We start from the raw sequence: 21,247 nt of genomic DNA, 5'->3' as shown, positions 1-21,247 counted from the left end.
TCCTCAAGATTATGCATATAATCATTTAGCTTTTTCTCTGATTCCTCCAGTTGAAATGTCATATCATTAAAAGAAGTGACAAGTTGTCCGATTTCATCTTTCTTTACGGCTTCGATTCTAAATGCAAGATCCCCCTTTGCGACCCTCTTTGTTCCTTCTACCAGCATGTGGATAGGTCTTAGTGCCTTTTTTGAAACAATGATTGAAATTGCAATAACGAGTAGGGTGTTTGTACTTCCGAGGATAATAGTAAAAATTTTCATACGTTCAATGGGGGCAAAGACCTCTTCTTTGTCTATTTTTGTTACCAGTCCCCAATCTACATGAGGTATGTGTTGATAAGCAGCCACTACATCTATACCTCTGTAATCAGGCGCTATTACAGCGCCGCCCTTTTCACTCAACGCCAATCTCATAGGTTTGGCTTCAAAAGAATTCATGGGAATGGACCTGCCAAATGGTGTGTCTGAAGCATACTTCAGGGATGTCAGGAATACGATATTATCTTTGTCTTTCATACCCAACAACATCTCTCCTGACTTTCCCATCCCAGCACGCTTGGTTACAATCTCATCAAGGGTAGCTATATCGTAGGCATTGATAATAACACCCATTGTCTCTCCGCTCTGTCTGCTGGTAAGAGGTGCTGCTATGAATATGCAGTTTACACTCAGATAAGGAACATAATAAGTCTTATTGATGTGTGCCTCGCCGTAGTTTTTACTCACGCAATTCGTAAATATCTCCTCTCCGGACATATCCCTTCCGATCCAGTTCGTGCTTGTAGAGGCAACAACTTTGCCATTAATGTCCAAAATGGCTATCGCTTCTATATGGGCGTCCAATGGTTTCTTGTCCGCGGCAAGGTGTTTATTTAGTCTATTGACTACATGGCCTTGAGACCCTCTTTTCGCAATTATTTTAAGGTTGTTTCTTATATATCCGTCAGAACTGAAATCAATGACCTGACTCTTTTTTGCATCCAGAAAGGACAATATATGAACCTTTTTTGATTCAGCAACTGCCGTCAACCATTCCAGTGTCTGTTTCTCGATTGTGTTTCTGGCATTGAAATAGTATAACGTTGTAATTATGGAAATGGGTACGAGCGAAATGCTGAGTGCAAATATGAGTAACTTGGACTTTATTGACATAATAAAACTGCTTTTTTAAATTTGTTCTAAGGTTACTTGAATGTGTTATATGATAGCGGGGGTTTTTGTAACATTAAGCGCATCGTCTTCTTTAAGATTGAGATCTTTTTTTTGAATAGTAGAAAATACAATTATAAGAATATCTGAAATAGATTTCAATTGGCAATTACAAGTTCAATAAACCGAATTGATAGGATTTTACAAATCACATGGAAGGAGAAAACATAATGGGACATAAAATTGCTGAGGTTATCATAGAGGACGGGCAGCTAAAGCATGTTGACAAAAAATTGCCCGGCGGAAAGATAAAAGCCCATCTCGTTTACGATATTGCGGAAGAAGGTGTTTCAGAAACGGAGGTTATGAGAATCGTTAAAGAGACCGCAGGAATATACAAAAATATCGATGTAGGGGTTGAAACAAGAAGATTAAGGGAGAGTTGGGAGCGTAATGTCCGCAAATAAGTTCCTAATAGATACAAATATTTTAATCTACCACACAAAGGGATCGCAGGACACTATTGATTTTCTGAGTAATATCATTAATCAACATTCATTTTAATAAACCAAGGGGGAACGGAGGTTGGTCTTGCTGCAAAATGCTTTGAACTTCCGCGCTCAATCCCTTCCGCCATTCTGAGTATTTTAGGGGGAAAGGCTGTTTTTTTTTCAGCATATTAAACAAATAATTAATCCTAGACTCCACCATCAATTGCGCCAATTTTGTATTGTCGTGCACATATTTCCCAATCAAATTCAATATTATTTTTTTATTTTCGTAAAATGTTTCTATCAACTCAACAACGTGGGGAATATCCGTAATAGTTTTTTTATTAAAAAAATCAATTATCGTATCCGGAAATGCCAGAATATCTTCATCTTTATCAATAATAAGACATGCGTTATTATCAATAGCGTGCATTTTGTCATCATCAGTAAATAATATATTTCCCAGGTGTCTGTCGCTGTTGCCGATTATAAAATCAAAGATTAGTAGTCGTTCGTAATCCTCTTTTTCTTTAAGAGTCATTTTATCTATTTGATATCCGTCTTTCGCGTTTTTTACCCATTCCTGAATTGAACCGTTATATCGTGTATTGTTAATGGTATCGTCAATTACCATCGTTTTCGGGACTAATCCAAGCCCTACTATGGTGTCTATTTTATAAACAATAGTTTCCCTGATGGGAGTATCCGGGTTGTCAGCCATCCAGTAGTGCCGGATATCGCATTTAAACATTGCGATACTTCCATCTTTAAAAGTTATTTTCTCAGGCCCGCGTGGGCCGCCCATCCATCGATCGCACTTCACGCTTTCTATTTCTTTATCCTTTATGCTACCGAAGATATCGCGTTCCAGCGCGTTTTCTGAAAAATTATCAGTATGTTTGTGGGAATCCATATACTTTAACCTCCTAACCGTAAGGCGTTTTCTCCAGGCAGTCCAGCCTTATAAATTTTTTCCATTGCAGAGAGAATATTGTATTTGATCCGCTTGATGTGTACGGTTTTTTGTTCGGTGTTGTAAATAGCGTAAGATGCCCTCAAATCCCAATCGCGCGGTTGTCCAACACTCCCCACGTTTATGAGTGCCTTTTCTACATTATTCAAATCAAAGACCTGCCCTTTCTCCAACCGGATAGAACCCTCATTTAGAAATAATGCCGAAGGCACATGGGTATGGCCGTAAAAGCAGACAGATGTATGTAGTTTATCAAAACTCAATTTAGCGTCTGCAAGGGTTGTTATGTAGTCAAAGAATTCCGGCTTGTTTAAAGAAGCATGCACAAGGGTAATGTCGTTCCATTTCTCAAGCAGGGGTAAATTTTTCAAATAATCTTTATAACTTTGTGAAAGTTGGTTTGACGTCCATATGGCCGCTTCTCTTGCGGCTTTATTGAAATAACTTACGGGGAATTTCCCTGCCACGGCACAGTCGTGATTGCCTGCAACAGTTTTACAACTTATTTGTTGTATTAATTCAAGGCACAAAATTGGTTCTGCGGCATAACCAACAATATCGCCTACGCAGCATATTTCATCGACACGTTCTTTTCGTATTTCATCTGCAACGGCAGTAAGCGCCTCATAATTACTGTGTATATCACCTATTATCGCATAAATCAAGAATCACTCCCTCGTATCTTAGTCGCATTATTCGAGTAGACCCTATTCCTTATCGCACAACTTTTTTTGGTACGACGAACCTCGTTGCACTACATTAAACGTTCAGGAATTTCAAAGTTGTAGAACGAAGCGATTGCTTCGTTCGGGCGAAGCGGCACTTCGCCCTACATCATCGAAAAAGTCGCCGAAGGCCTAATTTATCTTATAGGTGTCATCCTTTGATGGTTTGTATACCAGAGGATACTTTTCTGGATTTTCCAGAGAGTCTGTTTCCAGATCGATGTCCAGGTCCGGCCAATGTAAATGCGAGCCGTGGATTAGCTGTACATTCTGAATCTCCCTTATTTTTGCATCTTGAAACCAAGGGTACTTTTCGTAAGGCAAAAAATACTCCTTCCCATCTGTATATAGCCAGATACCAAAACTGGATATATTTACAATTTCAGCTTTCAAAATGCTTCTTCCACGCTTTTGCAATGTCATTTTTTTCTACTCAATGATTTTTTGTATTTCCTTGCCCTCATAATCAATCTATCAGTCTTTTGCCAAAAAGTTAAGTCTTTTTTCTCGGGCTTAACCTCGGCAGCCTTCGTTCCAGTTGCTATAAGCCAAACAAATCGTAACACTTTGGTTTTTTGGAAAAGTAGGGGCGAAGCATTTGCCCGTTTGGGTATGAACTTATTTATAACAATTTATAGCAAATGCTTCGCCCCTACACTATGCGGCAAACATCGCTAATATTGGAATTTTTCAAAAAACTAAAGTATTACAAAAAAGTAGCAAACGAAGTGAATGGTAGGAAGTGAATGGTAGGAAGTGAATGGCAGTGTCCCCATGGATTACCCATTAGGAATTCTCTCAACCGATTTGAGGGTGGTTTTGTGTTGTTTACGTTTTTGCTGTGTTTGTGAAAAATTTCTGTATATTTGATAAAACCTCTTCCCATTTCTTTTCTGCATAAAATTCATAAAACGATGTTTGTTCATCCTCTGCAACCCAGTTTTTCGTAAACGCCTCAAATTGGCCATTATGCATGTGCAAAAACTCCCGCAATTTCAAATCAATGTTTTTATCATAGTCCAGGAACCACTGAACAAAATTGTCCCATGATTTTGTTTCTTTTTTAATCCACATGCGCCAAACTTCCACAGGACAGTTCCAGTCCATTTTATCCCTGAATACAAGTTTGACAATGTTAAACAATTCATCTGATATTTTTGATTTGTCAATTTCATTGTTTTTAATTATTTTCATGACAATTTTTTTCTCAAGAAGTATTTCTAAAATTGTTCGTATTGTTTTTTTTAAAGTACTTATTCCTGCAAAACAATGTCCCATTTCCTATGTGCGAGAGCTTCTTATCTACACAATAAAACAAATAGTATGCCAGTAAAAGAAAGGGTTTTTGGTATTAAATATAACTATTTATATTACAACTATTAACGTTAATTGTTTGATAATTAATAAATAAAATACCCAAGAAAATGAAACGAATAAAGGATGTCGCTTTGCAATATCTGCAATCAACGCATAACATTTAGCTTATCAAATACTTGCATACTTTATAGATATATGATGGAAAACGTATGCCTTTGGTTAAATACACACAAACAAAGTATTCGCGCGTAACCCGATGCACATTTTATTTAATTTTTTGCCGATGCAAATTTTGCATTTTTTTGTAACAATTTTTAACACTTTGGTTTTTTGAAAAAGTAAAAACGCTCGTTCCCAAGTAGCGGCAAGGCATGCCTTGCCGCTACTTGGGAACGAGAGGAACATGCAAATGCTTTGCTCCTCACTTGATATCTAAGCCTACTAAGTTTATGTAGTGCGACGAACCTCGTCGCACTACAAATGACAATTTCCAGTTTCAAAAGACTAAAGTGTTACCTTTTTTTTGATTGCCTTGACAAAAAGTTAAATGATTTTTATAATCGTAACGTTCCTGAATGTGAAGAATTAGAGCAAATGTGTCTGTTTTTTTAACGGTAAACGAGTATTGCGTATTTGATTAAAAATATATCTCCTGCCAATAGCTTTTGGTTTCCATTTCCCCTCTTATTTGTATTTAACACGTAAAGGGGCATTTCATTCCATTACCACGGTAATTATCTTTATTGCCGCGGTTTTTACTATTTTTTACAATAAATTTTATTATGAATAAACTATTCCAGGAAATAAAAATTGGACGGATGCGGGTAAAAAACAGGCTTTTCATGTCTGCCATGGACTTGGGTTTTACTACTGACGGCGGTATTAATGACCGCATCATTCAGTTTTATATTGAAAGGGCAAAGGGGGGGGTTGGCCTTATTGTTGTGGGCGGTTGTTATCCCGAAATGAACGGCAAGGTGTGGAAGAGCATTATAGGGCTTGATAAAGATGAATTTATTCCCGGACTCAAAAAAATGACCGACGCTGTTCACGCTTATGGAACGTGCGTTGCCGCTCAATTGCTTCACGGGGGAAGGAGCGCCTCTTCATTTTTCACAAAAATGAAACCCGTTGCCCCCTCGCAATTGGCGCATAGAAATATCAGACAGGAACCTCATGCATTGACAATACCGGAAATAAAAAAGGTTATTGACGGATACGTGAGTGCAACGGTCAGGGCAAAGAAATCGGGGTTTGACGCAGTGGAGCTTCATGGCGGTATGGGATATCTTATTAATCAGTTTTTTTCCCCTGCGACGAATAAACGTGATGATGAATACGGTGGAAGCCTGGAAAACAGAACGAGGTTTGCAAAGGAATTGGTAATTGCAATAAAGGAAAAGGCAGGGGGGGATTATCCCGTTATTTTCAGGTTATCCGGGGATGATTTCGTGGAAGACGGGATCAGGATCAACGATTCTGTTGAAATAGCGGGAATATTAGAAAAGGCGGGGGCTGATGCGTTTAATGTATCTCCCGGCTGGCATGAAAGCAGGATACCTATCATGTCAATGGTAATTCCCAGGATGACATACGTCTTATTCTCTGAAAAAATTAAGGAACACGTCAATGTGCCGGTGATTGCTTCCGTCAGGATTAACGATCTCTCTCTGGCGGAAGAAATACTTGATAATGACCGTGCAGATGCTGTGTCTGTTGGCAGGCCGCTTATTGCAGACCCGGAGTTGCCCAACAAATATCAACAGGGACGTTATGATGATATCAGGACGTGTATTGCCTGCAATCAGGGGTGTTTTGATTCGCTGCTCAATTTTAAGGCCGTTTCCTGCATTTACAATGCAATGGCCGGGCATGAGGCTGAATATGCGATAACAAAATCGGAAAGGATAAAAAAAGTAGTTATAGTAGGAGGCGGGCCTGCAGGCATGGAAGCCGCCCGTATTCTGGCATTACGGGGACATGATGTTTCTTTGTATGAAAGAAAAGATACCCTTGGGGGACAATTGCAATATGCCTGTATTCCTCCGGGACGTAATGAGGTGCGAAATATCATACACTATCTCGAAAAACAGTTGAAAAAACTGCATGTCAAAATACATACGGGCGTTGAAGTTGATAGTGTTTTTATTGAAAAAGAGCACCCCGACGCCGTTATTCTCGCAACCGGGGGTTTGCCCATCATGCCTGACCTGCCTGGCATTGATTCAAAAAACGTTTGCCTTGCAAGTAGTGTTTTGGAGGGAAAGACGCCGCTGGGAAGCAATGTAGTAATTATCGGGGGGGGGACTGTTGGTAGCGAGGTTGCTCTCTTTGCGGCAAAACAGGGAGCAATGAACCCGGAGGTTGCCTGTTTTTTGCTGAAACATAAAGTGATTAATGCGGATGAGGCAGTGGAATGTACAGCTCACGGACATAGAAATATCACACTATTGGAGATGAAACGGAAGGTTGGGGGCGGGTTTGGCGTTTCAACGCGATGGATTATGCTCAACGAGCTGAAAGATGCCGGGATACATGCCGAAACGGGAGTAAAAGTAAAAAGAATTGTTGACGGCCATGAGGGTAGTGGCATTGTGTATGAAAAAGACGGGCAGGAGCATTTAATAAAGGCGGATACTATAATTGTTGCGGCGGGTTATCGTCCTAATGCGGAGCTGCAGGATGAAATATCCCGTAAGTTTTCAGAGAGTTACAGCATAGGCGACTGCGTTAAGGTGCGAACGGCATTAGAGGCTATTCATGAAGGATTTCAGGTGGCGTTAAAAATATAAGCCTTTTTGGAAGAATACTATGATGAAAAAATATTCTCCTTTTTAAACCCAGGTTTCGTGTGCCAGCGGTGTTACATGTTTTTAAACAAATCAAAATTTTTAAGCACGTTAAGCTTATATGTTCAATAGAAAATCAAACAGGTAAATAATCGGGCTATTATTTATGAAAGACATTCGGATGAATCGTGGCGATACCTCAGGGTACGACCACATTGAATTTGAAGAAATAAAAGCGGAAAACGGCAAGGCAATCGGCATTATTTATATGAAAAAACCGCCAAGAAACTCTATTGGTTCATGGTTGTTGGATGCTATTTACGACAAGATGGATCAATATGAAGGGGACGACTCAATCGGAGCGATTATCATTGCAAGCAGGATTCGGGGGGTTTTTAGTGACGGGGCAGATCGTGACGAGCTGTTTGGGTCATGGATTTCCGGTCTTGTCGCAGAAAAAAATTACGAAAGATTCCGCAAGGCGCATGAAATATTTGTTGAGATAGAGAATTGCAAAAAACCCGTTCTTGCTGCAATAAATGGAGTTACCATTGGTGCAGGGCTGGAGCTGGCAATGTTGTGCGACCTGCGTATTGCGTCAGACATATCCTTTTACAGTCTGCCGGAAGCCAAACCGGAGCTTGGAATTATTCCTGGTTTGGGCGCTACTCAAAGACTTCCGCGATTGATTGGGGTGGCGCGGGCAAAGGAGATGTTGTTCCTTGGGAAACTGATACGGGCGGATACCGCGCTGGAATGGGGGCTTGTTAATCAGATCGTGCCTCATAAGGATGTTTTGAAACATACGATTGAAATTGCAAAAACATTGCTGGAACGGGATGCAAGGGTGTTGAAAGAAATGAAAAAATGTATCAACTACGCAATTGAAAACGATCTTCAGAAAGGAATCGAATATGAGGTAAGGCTTTTCGCAGAAATGATGAGGTTGAAGCTTGTTGGAAAGGGCTGCTGACTACAAGTTAACTATTACTAATGCGTCAGGCTTGGGTGTGTTTGAGGATTAATGGAATGCTCGTGATTATTTGCGGGAAGATGCAGTTAATAAAATAGCCGGCAAACATCAATTAAGCTTAAATTTAGTGATATTATCGATATTGCCTTTTATTTCTTTCACTTCGTTTATTTCTTCTTCAACGTTTTTAAAGCCCTTCCTGAACTCAGCAATACTTCTTCCGGCATTTTTCATAATGCCTGGCAGTCTTTTGCCAAATATGAGAAAAACAATCAACCCGATTATAATCCACTCCCAACTACCCGGTATGGAAAACATAAAGCCGTCCTTTCTTCTTTTTTATTTTTTCCTGGCAATGATATAATCTGCCAGTTCAATAAGCGCTGTCTTGTATTGAGAATCGGGAAGCGGCGCTATCACATCCTGCGCCTGTTTCACAATGCTTCTTGCCCTGTCAAATGCGTACTCTACGGCATCATGTTCGGTAAGCAATTCTACGATAGCGTCCTTTTTTTCATCTAAATGGCCTTTAAAGATCAACTCCTTTGTTGATTCCCTCTTGCTTACTGGGAGTTGATGCACCAGCCGGATAAGCGGTAAGGTGAGTTTCCCCTTTTTAATATCCGTATTCAGCGACTTGCCAACCTCATCTTCATCTCCCATAAAATCAAGGCAATCATCTATTATCTGAAAGGCGGTGCCAACTTTTAAACCGTAATTTGACATCATCTCCGAAAGCTTATGGTTTGCCCCGGCGAAGGTGGCGCCTAAACGGCAACTTGTGGCGCACAATGAAGCGGTTTTCTTTTCAATAATATCAATATAATCTTCTTCACTAAGCCCTACATCATAGCGCCTTTTCAACTGAATCAACTCGCCTTCGCACATCGTATTTACCGTTTGAGAAAGCAGCAGGGTCGCTATTTGAGAATCAAGGGCGGAAAGGATGGTAAAGCCGCGCGAAAACAAATAATCCCCAAACAGAATGGATATTTCACGTCCCCACTTTGAATTCATACTTTCGACATGCCTTCTCATGGCAGCCTCATCGATTATATCATCATGCACCAATGTCGCGGTATGCACCATTTCCACAACAACAGCAAGGTCAATATGCTGGGGCGCCGTATCGCTTATACATTTGCCCGAAAGCAGCGTTAAGGCGGGACGCAGCCTTTTCCCTTTATATTTACTTATATGTACAACGAGGTCTGCAAGTGAGTTATTCTGCGGTTGTAATTCTTTATAAAATCTGGCTTCTACCTCATCCATGAGGGGTTCGATTGAAGCGAAAATATCCTCTGTTTCCAAAACAAAATCTCTCCTAAATATCGGCTTCTATTAATAGTAAAGCGAAGCGATATATTATCAGGCAATATTTAAAAAGTCAAACCTCTTTTCTTCCGTAGTTTACACACTTCGCTGTATACATCGTCAGGAGTTATTGAGTGAATGCATGTAATATGGTCACACCTGCGTTTTTCGCAAGGACTGCAATGAATGTCTTTTCTCACCACCGACGCATTTTCATCATAGGGTGCGTAAACAACCGGGTCCTTTGGCCCGAAAACCGCTATCGTAGGAATCCCAAGGCATGATGCAAGATGGGTAGGCCCGGTATCCCCTCCAATATAAATGTCCGCACGTTGCAATAACGCAACCAACTGCTTCACCGATGCTGTCTTGCATGCAATTGTCGCCGGGAAATGCATGTGCGACCGGATATCCTCTGCAATGTTATATTCCGGGCCGCTCCACGTAAAAACCACTGCATATCCGAAATCCTCTATCAACTTGTCTGACAAGCGCGCATATTTTTCCGTAGGCCATCTCTTGTATTTGCCAAACAGGCTTGTTCCCGGATGAATAATCGCCAGGTGTTTCTGACCCAAATGGTTTTTGAGGATAAAATCGTCAATATAATTATTGTCTTGTTCCGGAACAGAAAACACCGGTTTTTTATAATCTGCTTCGATGCCTAATCCCTGAACGAGCGACATGTATTTTTCAATTCTGTGCATGGTCTTTTGCCGCGGAGTAACATGCACATTCGTAAAAATATAATTGAATTCTTTACAATATCCCCTGGAAAACCCCACCCGTATTTTTGCGGCGCTTAGATATCCCAAAAGTCCGCTTTTAAAATTACCATGAAAGTCCAATACAACATCATACCTTTTCATGTTTAATTGTTTGAAAAAGGCAAACATTTCTGAAATGAATTGAAAATATCGTTCCGGACGCAATAACCATGATTGCCATCGCTTCCGGGGGAAGACAAGCACTTCATCCACTTCGGGAACCATTTCAACCAAATCCTTAATCTTATCCTCAACAAGCCATGTAATTTTGCTGGCGGGCAATGCTTCTCTTACATTTTTTACGGCAGGAATCACGTGAATAATATCACCCATAGCGCCCAGGCGAACAACTAAAATATTTTTCGGATTGAGGCTGTTTTTCCTTATTTTCATATTTGAAAACCCTATCTCCGTCTTTTTACGGCTTTTTTCTGCGACAGTTCATCTTTCGGGTTAATGTACCCGCCGAAATGTGTATTTGCAACTCCAATTTAACCCGTTATACGGCACAGTTCATCACAATGCAGGAATAGAACTTTGCGTTTGTATTCAAGGAATTCGTGATATATAATAAAACACCCATGCATATTTCTATAAGATTTACGAATTACGATTTGGGATTTGGGATTTGGGATTTAAATCGTACCTCGTAAATCGTAATTCGTACATCATAACCGATGGTTTAAATCACCCCTTTTTTCCCTAAGGCTTTACCCCGACAGTATATGAACTGTATGCCACATACAACAAAAATACCCCCGCATTTTTCCATCATGAGAAGCAATAAGACCATCATATGTGTAAAAGAAGATTATAAAGAATTTATTGCAGACATAATTTCCCCTCCATTGGTGTCAGAAGCAGGCAATCAGGATTCTTTTCGGATAAAGCAGGGAAGAGGCCGCTATCCGGCCATTCCTATTAAAAAAAACGGCGGTGAAAGACTCATTGTCAGAAACTATAAACATGGCGGTATGTTGGGCAGGCTTTTAGGAAATGTATTCTTTTATGGCGACCGGCCATTAAATGAAATCTATGTACATGAAGTTGCCCGAAAAAACGGCATACCCTCCGCGGAAGCCATTGCCGTAACAAAAAAAAAGAGATGGGGCATTTTTTATTCGGCCAATTTCATATCGAAGGAAATTGCAGACGCCGTTGATTTAATAGACTTTCTCAATGAACAACCAGCAGTAGATGTCCAGTCAAAAAAATCTGTTATTTTTATCCTGGCAAAATTGATAAGAAAAATGCATGACGCGGGAATATACCATGCGGACTTACATTTAAAAAATATGCTCTTAAAGAAGATTTCCGGGGGAACATTTGAAGCGTACATAATTGATTTGGACAAATCAACGGTTTGTCGTCAATTAACTATCGGTAAAAGAATTAAGAATTTGCTGCGTTTAGACCGTTCCCTTGAAAAATATTATTGGCTGCAAGGTAAAAAAACGGAAAAGCCGCTTTCCCCTGTATCAAAAACAGACAGGATACGATTTTTCAAAGCATACATGACGGCCGACCCGGCGATAGACAGAGATTGGAAGGCATACATTCGTCGCTATTATTCGCCGCACACGTTTCACAAATTTTGGTGGCGTGTTCTGAGGTTGTATTAAAACATTTTTAAAGAAGGTTCATCCATGTTCATGATAAATATAATAAGTCCGGTTATTTCATATTTTATTGGGAGCATTCCGTTTGGGTTTATTGTAGCCAGGGTGGCAAAAGGCATTGACATTCGTCAGGCAGGAAGCGGCAATCCTGGTGCAACCAACGTGTGGCGGGTAATGGGGAAAAAGTACGGGATACTGGTTTTCATTCTTGACATGATGAAGGGTTTTCTTCCTGTTTTAATTTTTGATTACGTGACGTCAGGACAAAGCCGCAGCCTATTCACTATATTGTGCGGCGTAGGTGTTATATTGGGGCATACCTTTCCGGTCTTTTTAGGTTTTAAAGGAGGCAAGGCCGCCGCAACCGGGTGCGGTGTATTTCTGTGGTTAGCTCCCTTACCTCTGTTCATTTCAGTAGCCGCGTGGTTATTAACCACTTTTATTTCCCGCTACGTTTCTTTAGGATCAATGGTCGGTACCGTAGTATTAATAATCAGCATAATCCTGTTAAATAACGAACCCTTCGGCAGTGGGCTGTCTTTAACATTATTTTCTATCTTTATCTCATTATTTCTCATTTTCCGGCACAAATCCAATATCAAACGCATCATAAACGGCACAGAAAATAAAATCGGCAGAAAGACAAAAAACTAAGCTGGCATAGCCAGAACCAAACAAGCATGAAATATGAAGTGCGAAATACGTAAGGGGAACCACAGATTACACAGATTTCACGGATTAAAAAAATTGCAGGGATGCGTAGTGGCTACACTTGTGGCCGCCCTAATAGGAACTAAAGGGTTCCGAATTATAAAGAGTAACCCTGTCTCTTAATCTTTTCCTTCTACCACCAATGTACGAATACTAAAAATCTCGTTTTCTGCTAAAGGCTCAATTGCTGACACAGGTACCGTTATCACAGCTATGGTGTCTCCAAGTGCATTAAATACTTCTAATGAATATCCATCTTCACCCTTAGAAACAGGGTGATACTCAACAATAGTAGCAACGTCGCCTTTCTGCAACTTTTTTTCAGGGATATCTTTTAATAAAACAACTTCTTCAAATAATTTATATGTCATTTATATATCTCCATTTGTCCGGATACATCGTGATGAATTTTGTGTTTCCTGTTTCATTTTCAGTCATCCAAATTGTATGTACTGTCAAATTTTTTCCATTCGGCCCGGTTAATGTGCCTTTGATTTTATACATTTGGCCGTATTGTGTATTTTCAATGGGTATGGCATCAAGCGATAAAATCTGATTATGCAAGTCATTTTTCAGCAAATACCAGTTTTCAAGAGTGTATCCTGCCCTGGCTAACCATTGTGATTTATCATTTCGTTTTCTCGGAACTAATAAATACTGTATCAGCTTCTCACGAGAAATCAGAGTATTTCCTGGTAGTTTCATTTTAGTAGTCTGTTTATATATCAGTATTAATATTAGCCTAAAATGTTTGGTTTAAGCAGCGCGGTTTTTTCCGTTTGTCCCGTGTATACTACTTCGGAGTTCATGTTTTTAAATAAATTACATTTTGAGAGGGCATTAAGCATACTATTTGCCAGAGATTATAAAAAATTCCAAAATAAAACCTTTCCGTTGGCCAACTAGCGCTATTCCACGCTTTTTAGCGCTTGCAAATATTTTTTTGCATCGATAAAACCCGTTATTGTTTTGTCCCTCAGGACGACGCCTTCTTTATTAACGAACACTATCGTTGGCAAACCGACAATCTTGTATTTTTTCCAAAGTTTTTTTATTTCCGGATCTTCCGCGTTTGTAGCATCTATCTTAATATTGACAAATTTCCTCGACTCCTCTATTACCCGCGGATCAACATAAGTGATTTTTTCCAATTCCATGCAGGCAGAACACCACGACGCCCAGAAATCAATTATTGCCGTCTTCCCTTCCTTTTTTGCTATTTCCAAACCCTCTTTTTCATTTGTAATCCAATGTATTTCCGCGTTGTTCACACTGCCAATTCTGGTATTTGTATCAGTGAATAGCGGCGGCAAAATGAATCCTTTGTTTACCATGTATCCAAGTAAAAAATATACTCCGAAGATAAATGCTATCAGGCCAAATGATTTTCTTGCATGCTGAAAACGAGAGCTGTCAAATGTTAATTTATCAAACCCTCCCGAAAAAATCGCGGCAACAATCAGGAAAATGCCGAGTAAAATAATAAAAGCCCCTTCGGGAATAATGAGCCGCAGGTAATAAAAAGCCGCTCCTATCAAAAGAAAACCGAATATCCGCTCAACGGTTTCCATCCACGCGCCGGACCTGGGAAGCGCCTTTACTGCGCCTGAAAAAGTTCCCAGCACAATAAGTAGAACTCCCAATCCCCACGCAAAGACAAACAGCATCCAGAAACCTAAGAAGATATTTCCAGTACTCGCAATATATACCAGTAAACTTGCAAGAATAGGGCCTATACACGGCGACGCGATAATTCCTGAAATCAAACCCATGACAAAAACACCGGCAACGCCCCTTCCTGTTTTACCGCCAAGCCGGTCTGAAATAAAAGACGGTACGCGCAAGTAGTAAAATCCAAACATACTCATAGCGAGCGCTACAAATACCGCCACAACAAAACCAATAACCCACGGGCTTTGTAATGCGGCGCCGAACAGTGCGCCGGTTGATGCTGCCGTTACTCCCAACGCAGCATATACAATGGAAATGCCCAGCACATAAATCAAAGACAGTAGGAATGCCCTCAGGGAATTTCTTCTTCCCTGCCGCTCGCCGGAAGCCTGTCCGCCAATTACCGCCACGGTAATGGGAATCATTGGATATACACATGGGGTAAAGCTCAAGCCTATTCCTGCCAGAAAAATAAAAATAAATGATAAAATAAGCCCCTTATCCTCGATAGTTTTCTGCATATCGCTTACGTCCGAGGTTGCATCCTCTTTTTGCAATACACGCGAGACATCTTCCGCTTCAGCTTTCCCCGTGAAAGTTATGTCCGGGGAGAGATTGATTTTTAATGGCAAGAGCAATTCATCCGTCTTTGGGGCGAAACAAATTGTATCGGAACATCCCTGATAGTGTACCTTCAGGCGAGCCGTATAAGGGCCTACAGGCACATTATCCGTCAATTGTACATACGCAGCTATCGCGACCTCTCCTTCGTAGAAGCTTACTTCTTTCTCCAGAAAGGGATCTGTTTTTGTTTTTCCTTCAGGAAGTTTTGTAAAAAAAACCTCATAGAGGTAAGGTTCGCTGCTTACCAGTTTTACCTGATCCTTATAAATGTAATGCCCCGGAGCAATGGTAATAATTACCGTTATGGGGATTTGATCTCCAACGAAAACCTCGCCCGGTGCGTCCGCAACATGCACACTGAAGGGAAGATCATCGGCAAACGAAAAATTTTGAATAACGATACATAATAACAAACTATAAAGAACTCTTTTGAATATGGTGGTTTTCATAATCCCTTCCTTTATCTTCCTTTATCTTCCTTTATCGAAAATGAAAAGACAACGGACTTTATCATTTTCTAATCTATCAAAAGTAATTTCTCCGTTAACAAAGGAGTTTGACTCATACGGTGTATTATGCTATTATCGCTACACTAAATAAAGTTAAAAATACATGTGCATGTTATTACTATTTAACCTTTTAAATGGAGAGTATTTGCATTGCCAAAAGGAAAACCTATTATCGTTGGATCGCGGGGAAGTAAGCTTGCATTGACCCAGACAAATTGGGTTATTTCAGAACTCAAGAAATTAAACCCCGGTGTTGAATTTGAAATAAAAAAAATATCTACCAGCGGAGATAAGATTACCGATGTGCCGTTGTCACGTCTGGGAGGCGTTGGCGTTTTTACCAAAGAACTGGAAGTTGCCTTGATTAAGGAAAAAATTGATCTTGCTGTGCATAGCGCAAAAGACATTCCTACAGAGGTGTCTGAGAAATTAACCCTCGGGGCAATGCCAAAGCGGGTTGATCCCAGCGACGTTCTCATAAGTGCGAAAAACGTCACCCTTGAAAGACTGCCGGGAAATGCGCGTATCGGTACCAGCAGCTTGCGCAGAAAGGCACAACTCCTTGCGTTAAGGCCCGACTTTGAAATCGTAGATCTTCGGGGCAACCTTGATACCCGTATTAAGAAACTCGAGGCTGACGATTTAGATGGTATTATTGTTGCCCATGCAGGTTTGATAAGAATAGGCTATACCGGACAGATCAGTGAAATCATTCCTTTTGAAATTATGTTACCCGCCGTAGGACAAGGAGCACTCGGAATAGAAATACGCAAAAATGATGAACGGGTGAATAAAATACTGTCGAAAATGGATGATCTGCACACCAGGATTGCAGTAGAGGCGGAACGTGCTTTATTGGCAAAACTCCAGGGCGGATGTCAGGTTCCCATCGGAGCGCATGCCAAAGTACTTAAGGATGAAGTATACCTCGAAGCGGTTATCTGTACGCTTGACGGAGAACGTACTATACGGGACAGTCACAAGGGACCTGCTAATCAAGCAGTTGCGGTTGGAAATGAACTTGCTCAAAGGATGCTGGACAATGGCGGCGATAAAATTTTACAGGAAATCAGGCAGAACTTTCCAAAATAAACACCTTTAATTGTTAAATTCGAAATTCGGATTTTTTATTGCGGTGGGGGGGTATCTTTGGTTGCGGTATTGCTGTGTTATGGAATCTGCAATATATCATATAACATATTCATATTTATATTTTCCCTGATTGACTCTGCCAGCGCATTATAATTATCGTCTTTTGTCTTTTGGGTATTTATGGAAGAGGTTCTTGTGGCAAGAATGCCTTTTTTTTGTTTCAGATAAAATAAGAGTCCGGAACGAAACCCGTCGTTATCAAAAATCCCGTGTATGTATGTTCCCATAATATTTCCATCATGGGATACGCACCCATCCGGGATATCAACCTGCTTGCCCGCCCGTTCAATAATCCTTGCAAAGGGCGTACAGGAGCCCGCATCTTCGAATCGTGTGCTTCCCATATGGATTTCATACCCCTGAATGTCCTCCTGCATGCCGGCGAATGCCTTGTACGCCCCAACTTTTGCTTTTACCTGAAACGTTTGTTTTGTTGTTTCAAAAGTAGTAATGCTGTTAACCAGACATAAACCTTGCACACCGTCCGCTTGTGATTCAACATGATAGGGATCATTAATCTGTTTCCCCATCATTTGATAGCCGCCACAGATACCAACAATCATCGTTCCGCTATTTGAAAGGGTTATGATTTTGTTGAAAATACCTCTTTCCTTCAAAAAATGCAAATCGCCTATGGTATTTTTCGTGCCAGGGATAATGAGCATATCCGGCTTGCCAATATCATCCGCATTATCCACAAGCCTCATATTTACATCGTCTTCCTGCGCCAGTGCATTAAAGTCCGTAAAATTAGATATGCGGGGCAGTTTAATTGTTACAATATCCAAACACCTATTTTCTGCCCCATTGTTATTGTTCTTATAGCTTTCGAGTGAAACGGAATCTTCATCGTCAATGTTCAGATTATGTAGATATGGCACTACGCCGATGACGGGACGTTTGATGCGTCCTTCGATCATCTCCAGCCCTGGCTTCAATATATTTTTATCCCCCCGGAATTTATTAAAGACAATGCCTTTCACCCTTTCCCTCTCCTCGGTATTCAGCAGTTCCATTGTTCCCACTATCCAGGCAAATGCCCCTCCTCTGTCTATATCCGTAACGAGCAATACCGGGGCAGAAGCCATTTTCGCCATTCCCATGTTAACAATATCGCCGTCTTTCAGGTTTATTTCCGCCGGGCTTCCCGCCCCTTCTATAACGATAATATCAAATTGCCGTTGTAAGGCAGTGTAGGCATCCTGTATAACCGAAACCAACTCTCCCTTTTTTTGATAATATTCTTTTGCCGTCATATTCCCAACGGGTTTTCCCATAACAATAACCTGGGAACCACAATCTCCAGTAGGTTTCAAAAGAATAGGATTCATTTCAACCACAGGCTCTGTTTTTGCCGCCTCTGCCTGCGCTACCTGTGCACGCCCCATTTCTTTGCCCTCTTTTGTCACAAAAGAATTCAGCGCCATGTTTTGCGCCTTAAAGGGGGCCACGCTAAAACCATCCTGTTTTAATATCCGGCACAAGGCACATACAAGAATACTTTTTCCTACGTGAGAACCGGTGCCCTGTATCATTATTGATTTGTTTTTCATAAATAATCACGTCCCTAAACTGGCATAGCCAGAACCAAACAAATACGAAAACAATCCTCAATCCTCAATCTGCAATTTGCCGACTGCTTAACTTAATGACATTGGGTTGCAAACCCGACTGGACAGGACTTTTTTAAATACGTTGATTAACTTTGTATTTTCTTCCCTAGTTCTAACCGCTATACGAAAATACCCGTCGTTGAGTCCGTCAAAGTTGGAACAATCACGAATAGCGATGCCCTGCTCCAGCATCCATTTACTCAGAAAAACAGAATTTATCCCTTCTGCGCTGATTTTAACAAAGATAAAATTCGCTGCGGGTTTATAAGGAATCAATCCTCGAATATTTGACAACTCTTTGTATAAAAACGCCCGTTCGTTTCTTATGAATTCTTTACTTGCGGCAATAAACGCATTGTCTTCCATTGAAACCATTGCGGCATATTGGGCAAAGGTATTGACCGTCCATGGTTCCTTATATTCCATAAGCTTTTCCGCTACGTTTGCGTGGGCGACGAGATATCCTATTCTCAAACCCGGAAATCCGTAAAATTTTGTAAGAGACCGCACTACAATGAGGTTTTCAAGTGTGCCTGCTTCATTTATCACCGTGTATCTCTCCGGCTCATCCACAAAATCCATGAATGCCTCATCTACTACAAACATTACATTCGAATGCCGTCGTATCATTGCCAATAGCGCACGCTTCTCAATTAATAATCCGGTGGGATTATTCGGATTGCAGAGGAAAAGCATGCCCGCCTTTTCATCCTGGAAATAATTTTTATTGTAGTGGAAAGAAAAATCGTCTTCGTCATTCAGGGCATACCGGACGACTTCTGCGCCGCTGCATTTTAAAGCCTCTGGAAATTCACTGAAAGACGGTTGCAGGATAATTCCTTTTGCAGGTTTTAAAGCGCGGGGCGCCAGATAAAATAATTCCGTAGAGCCATTTCCTACAACAATCTCGTCCGCAGAATGCGCTATTTTCCGTGCAATGTATTTTTTTAGTCGGGAACAATCAATATCGGGATAATGCAATATATCGTCGAAATTTTCGAAAACTGTTTTGTGCACGCCTTCCGGATATCCGAGTGGATTAATGTTCGCGCTGAAATCAAGAACTGCGTTTTTTTTATGTATATTGGTATACTCTTTATATCCGCCATGACCCTTAAACATATTACACTCCGGATTCTATGCCTGAAAACCCGGCTTCTGAAATATTCAATGCGGCTGATTTTGCCGTATGACTCCCATTCAGTTTTTGTACCAAAAATTTTCTTGCTTCACCAATGGTAAGGGGTAAATTTGCCATTGAAATGTAATCTTTATCCCTTAACAGCCTCATAAGTTGCGCTATTTGCGGCAATTCTAGATACATCTTCTCCAATTCCTCTGTTTTCGAGAAAACGTTTTCCGGCGTGCCTTCACACACAATATTTCCCTCATACATAACGGCCATCCTGCTCATGTAAACAGGCACAACATCTACCACATTTGTTGCCATAATAATGGTAATCCCACATTCACGGTTAAGTCTCTGAAGCAGCCTCATAAGTTGTGTTACTCCGGCTGGATCTAAACCGCTCGTGGGTTCATCCAGTATAAGAATTTCCGGCCTCATTGCGAGCACCCCGGCAATGCAAATCCTTTTTTTCTGTCCATAGCTTAAATACCCGACAAATTTATCTGCACAGTGTCGCATATTCACTAACGTCAACGCCTCTTCCACTCTCCGCTCAATTTCTTCCTTTGAAAGCCCTAAATTCATAGGCCCGAATGCCACGTCTTCCTGTACTGTCTGAGCAAACAATTGATCATTAGGATCCTGAAACACAATACCTACCCGTTGAACTATCTCACGGGAAGGGTGCTTCCGTAACGGCCTTCCGTCTAAAAGAACCTCCCCCTCTTGTATTTTCAATAAACCGTTGAAATGTTTCAATAAGGTGGTTTTCCCGGACCCGTTTGGCCCAAGGATTGCCAAAAATGCACCTTTTTCAATATCCAAACATACCCCGCCAAGGGCAAGCGTCCCATCCGAATATTTATACCGGATATTTTTAGCCTGAAGTATTACCATATCCGTATATTCCCCGCATAGAGAAGAAAAGGAAGAAAGAGGATCATCCCTGAGAAATAAATATATTCATTTTTACCCAAGGGCTTTAAATGACAGGTTAATGTACATCCTCCCTTATAGCCTCGTGCATACATCGCCTCAGAAGTACGCTCCGCCCTTTCAACAGCGCGGATAATAAGCATTCCACCCAAAATCCCGAGGGATTTTATCGCTTTTAACCATGAGGCATGCCCTAAACGCGCCTTTTGCGCAAACCAGATTGCAGACACTTCATCCAATAATTGGAAAATGTACCGATACATAAAAGACATAAGTTCCAGAACGGTATCCGGCATGCGAAACCATTTAAGTCCTGCATTTAGCCTGCTCATTGTTGTAGTAAAGGCAAATAAAATTACCAGAGAAATCCCCCCAAGTATTTTGCTTCCGGTTTGCAGCCCGCCAAGAAGACCTTCTTTCTTTAAGGACATGATATATCCCCCAACGGAAAAAGAAAACCATTCCTCTTGTCCTTCATGCAACCCCTTGACCACGAGCATCATAACCGCAAATAATAATGGCAATACCATCTTTTTTATTATTGTCAGAGGGGAAATTTTCAGTGTAAGCAGAAAAACGAACGATATGAAAAGAAAAGAGAGGGACACAAAAACATTTTTTGCCCATATATTTATTGCCAGCATTGATAAGATATAGATCAACTTGACCCTTACATCAATCCTGGTCAACCAGTTATCCCTCCGGGCATACCTGTCGGTAAATGTGAGATGAAAAAATCCCATAATGAGACACCTTCTCTAAAAAACTTTCTCTGCTCTGTGG

General features: G+C 40.8%; 21 protein-coding genes. 6 read left to right on the top strand and 15 right to left on the bottom strand.

The features are described from left to right. The coding region (locus ABJL82_RS03765; protein WP_347273378.1) for a cache domain-containing protein at positions 1–1,154 on the bottom strand (1,154 nt) is incomplete at its 3' end. A gap of 227 nt (positions 1,155–1,381) precedes the next feature. Here ABJL82_RS03765 and ABJL82_RS03760 point away from each other — a divergent pair. After that, entirely contained in the window at positions 1,382–1,618 is a 237-nt protein-coding gene (locus ABJL82_RS03760) for a hypothetical protein (RefSeq protein WP_347273377.1), read from the top strand. An 88-nt stretch (positions 1,619–1,706) separates the two neighbouring features. On the opposite strand, the gene ABJL82_RS03755 is transcribed toward ABJL82_RS03760, so the two are convergent. The 4 genes from ABJL82_RS03755 to ABJL82_RS03740 form a co-directional block, all read right to left on the bottom strand. Continuing rightward, the gene (locus ABJL82_RS03755; RefSeq protein ID WP_347273376.1) at positions 1,707–2,555 is read right to left on the bottom strand and encodes a hypothetical protein; all 849 of its coding nucleotides are present in this window, start codon (positions 2,553–2,555) and stop codon (positions 1,707–1,709) included. A gap of 5 nt (positions 2,556–2,560) precedes the next feature. Continuing rightward, on the bottom strand, positions 2,561–3,280 hold the full coding sequence (locus tag ABJL82_RS03750; protein WP_347273375.1) for a metallophosphoesterase family protein: 720 nt from the start codon (positions 3,278–3,280) through the stop codon (positions 2,561–2,563). Positions 3,281–3,472: 192 nt separating this feature from the next. Continuing rightward, entirely contained in the window at positions 3,473–3,733 is a 261-nt protein-coding gene (locus tag ABJL82_RS03745) for a DUF2442 domain-containing protein (RefSeq protein ID WP_347273374.1), read from the bottom strand. 435 nt (positions 3,734–4,168) lie between these two features. Beyond that, positions 4,169–4,534, bottom strand: a complete 366-nt coding sequence (locus tag ABJL82_RS03740) for a hypothetical protein (protein ID WP_347273373.1) — start codon at positions 4,532–4,534, stop codon at positions 4,169–4,171. Positions 4,535–5,439: 905 nt separating this feature from the next. On the opposite strand from ABJL82_RS03740, the gene ABJL82_RS03735 reads away from it, so the two are divergent. Together ABJL82_RS03735 and ABJL82_RS03730 are read left to right on the top strand one after the other, a co-directional pair. Further along, a complete protein-coding gene (locus tag ABJL82_RS03735) occupies positions 5,440–7,449 on the top strand; it encodes an FAD-dependent oxidoreductase (RefSeq protein WP_347273372.1) in 2,010 nt (669 codons plus the stop codon). A 163-nt stretch (positions 7,450–7,612) separates the two neighbouring features. Beyond that, on the top strand, positions 7,613–8,419 hold the full coding sequence (locus ABJL82_RS03730) for an enoyl-CoA hydratase/isomerase family protein (protein ID WP_347273371.1): 807 nt from the start codon (positions 7,613–7,615) through the stop codon (positions 8,417–8,419). Between the two features lie 108 nt (positions 8,420–8,527). On the opposite strand, the gene ABJL82_RS03725 is transcribed toward ABJL82_RS03730, so the two are convergent. The 3 genes from ABJL82_RS03725 to ABJL82_RS03715 form a co-directional block, all read right to left on the bottom strand. Next, complete coding sequence (locus ABJL82_RS03725; RefSeq protein WP_347273370.1) at positions 8,528–8,737, bottom strand: twin-arginine translocase TatA/TatE family subunit; 210 nt, start codon at positions 8,735–8,737, stop codon at positions 8,528–8,530. 21 nt (positions 8,738–8,758) lie between these two features. Then, positions 8,759–9,730: a polyprenyl synthetase family protein gene (locus tag ABJL82_RS03720; RefSeq protein WP_347273369.1), complete on the bottom strand. Its 972-nt coding sequence runs from the start codon at positions 9,728–9,730 to the stop codon at positions 8,759–8,761. A 68-nt stretch (positions 9,731–9,798) separates the two neighbouring features. Beyond that, the gene (locus tag ABJL82_RS03715) at positions 9,799–10,893 is read right to left on the bottom strand and encodes a glycosyltransferase family 9 protein (RefSeq protein WP_347273368.1); all 1,095 of its coding nucleotides are present in this window, start codon (positions 10,891–10,893) and stop codon (positions 9,799–9,801) included. A gap of 341 nt (positions 10,894–11,234) precedes the next feature. On the opposite strand from ABJL82_RS03715, the gene ABJL82_RS03710 reads away from it, so the two are divergent. Both ABJL82_RS03710 and plsY read left to right on the top strand, forming a co-directional pair. Continuing rightward, positions 11,235–12,122 (top strand): lipopolysaccharide kinase InaA family protein, encoded by an 888-nt coding sequence (locus ABJL82_RS03710; protein WP_347273367.1) that lies wholly within the window; start codon positions 11,235–11,237, stop codon positions 12,120–12,122. Positions 12,123–12,146: 24 nt separating this feature from the next. Beyond that, a complete protein-coding gene (plsY, locus tag ABJL82_RS03705) occupies positions 12,147–12,773 on the top strand; it encodes a glycerol-3-phosphate 1-O-acyltransferase PlsY (protein ID WP_347273366.1) in 627 nt (208 codons plus the stop codon). Between the two features lie 176 nt (positions 12,774–12,949). On the opposite strand, the gene ABJL82_RS03700 is transcribed toward plsY, so the two are convergent. From ABJL82_RS03700 to dsbD, 3 genes are all read right to left on the bottom strand, one after another. Then, a complete protein-coding gene (locus ABJL82_RS03700) occupies positions 12,950–13,201 on the bottom strand; it encodes a DUF4926 domain-containing protein (RefSeq protein ID WP_347273365.1) in 252 nt (83 codons plus the stop codon). Further along, the gene (locus ABJL82_RS03695; RefSeq protein WP_347273364.1) at positions 13,191–13,535 is read right to left on the bottom strand and encodes a DUF6883 domain-containing protein; all 345 of its coding nucleotides are present in this window, start codon (positions 13,533–13,535) and stop codon (positions 13,191–13,193) included. The genes ABJL82_RS03700 and ABJL82_RS03695 overlap by 11 nt, the downstream gene beginning before the upstream one ends. A gap of 203 nt (positions 13,536–13,738) precedes the next feature. Next, on the bottom strand, positions 13,739–15,574 hold the full coding sequence (gene dsbD / locus ABJL82_RS03690; RefSeq protein WP_347273363.1) for a protein-disulfide reductase DsbD: 1,836 nt from the start codon (positions 15,572–15,574) through the stop codon (positions 13,739–13,741). A 210-nt stretch (positions 15,575–15,784) separates the two neighbouring features. Here dsbD and hemC point away from each other — a divergent pair, with 210 nt between their 5' ends. After that, the gene (gene hemC, locus ABJL82_RS03685; RefSeq protein WP_347273362.1) at positions 15,785–16,726 is read left to right on the top strand and encodes a hydroxymethylbilane synthase; all 942 of its coding nucleotides are present in this window, start codon (positions 15,785–15,787) and stop codon (positions 16,724–16,726) included. A 77-nt stretch (positions 16,727–16,803) separates the two neighbouring features. Here the strand turns inward: hemC and ABJL82_RS03680 are convergent, their stop codons facing one another. The 4 genes from ABJL82_RS03680 to cbiQ form a co-directional block, all read right to left on the bottom strand. Beyond that, entirely contained in the window at positions 16,804–18,339 is a 1,536-nt protein-coding gene (locus ABJL82_RS03680; RefSeq protein ID WP_347273361.1) for a cobyric acid synthase, read from the bottom strand. A gap of 87 nt (positions 18,340–18,426) precedes the next feature. Further along, entirely contained in the window at positions 18,427–19,521 is a 1,095-nt protein-coding gene (gene cobD, locus ABJL82_RS03675) for a threonine-phosphate decarboxylase CobD (protein WP_347273360.1), read from the bottom strand. Position 19,522: 1 nt separating this feature from the next. Further along, entirely contained in the window at positions 19,523–20,425 is a 903-nt protein-coding gene (locus ABJL82_RS03670) for an ATP-binding cassette domain-containing protein (protein ID WP_347273359.1), read from the bottom strand. Next, positions 20,419–21,207 (bottom strand): cobalt ECF transporter T component CbiQ, encoded by a 789-nt coding sequence (gene cbiQ, locus ABJL82_RS03665; RefSeq protein ID WP_347273358.1) that lies wholly within the window; start codon positions 21,205–21,207, stop codon positions 20,419–20,421. Before cbiQ ends, ABJL82_RS03670 begins: the two co-directional genes overlap by 7 nt. Positions 21,208–21,247: the final 40 nt, after the last annotated feature.

It is taken from the genome of Candidatus Kuenenia sp., assembly GCF_039794105.1.
Taxonomy (GTDB): domain Bacteria; phylum Planctomycetota; class Brocadiia; order Brocadiales; family Brocadiaceae; genus Kuenenia.
The sequence above is the reverse complement of the archived record's forward strand: the minus strand, read 5'-3'. Positions and strand labels throughout refer to the sequence as shown.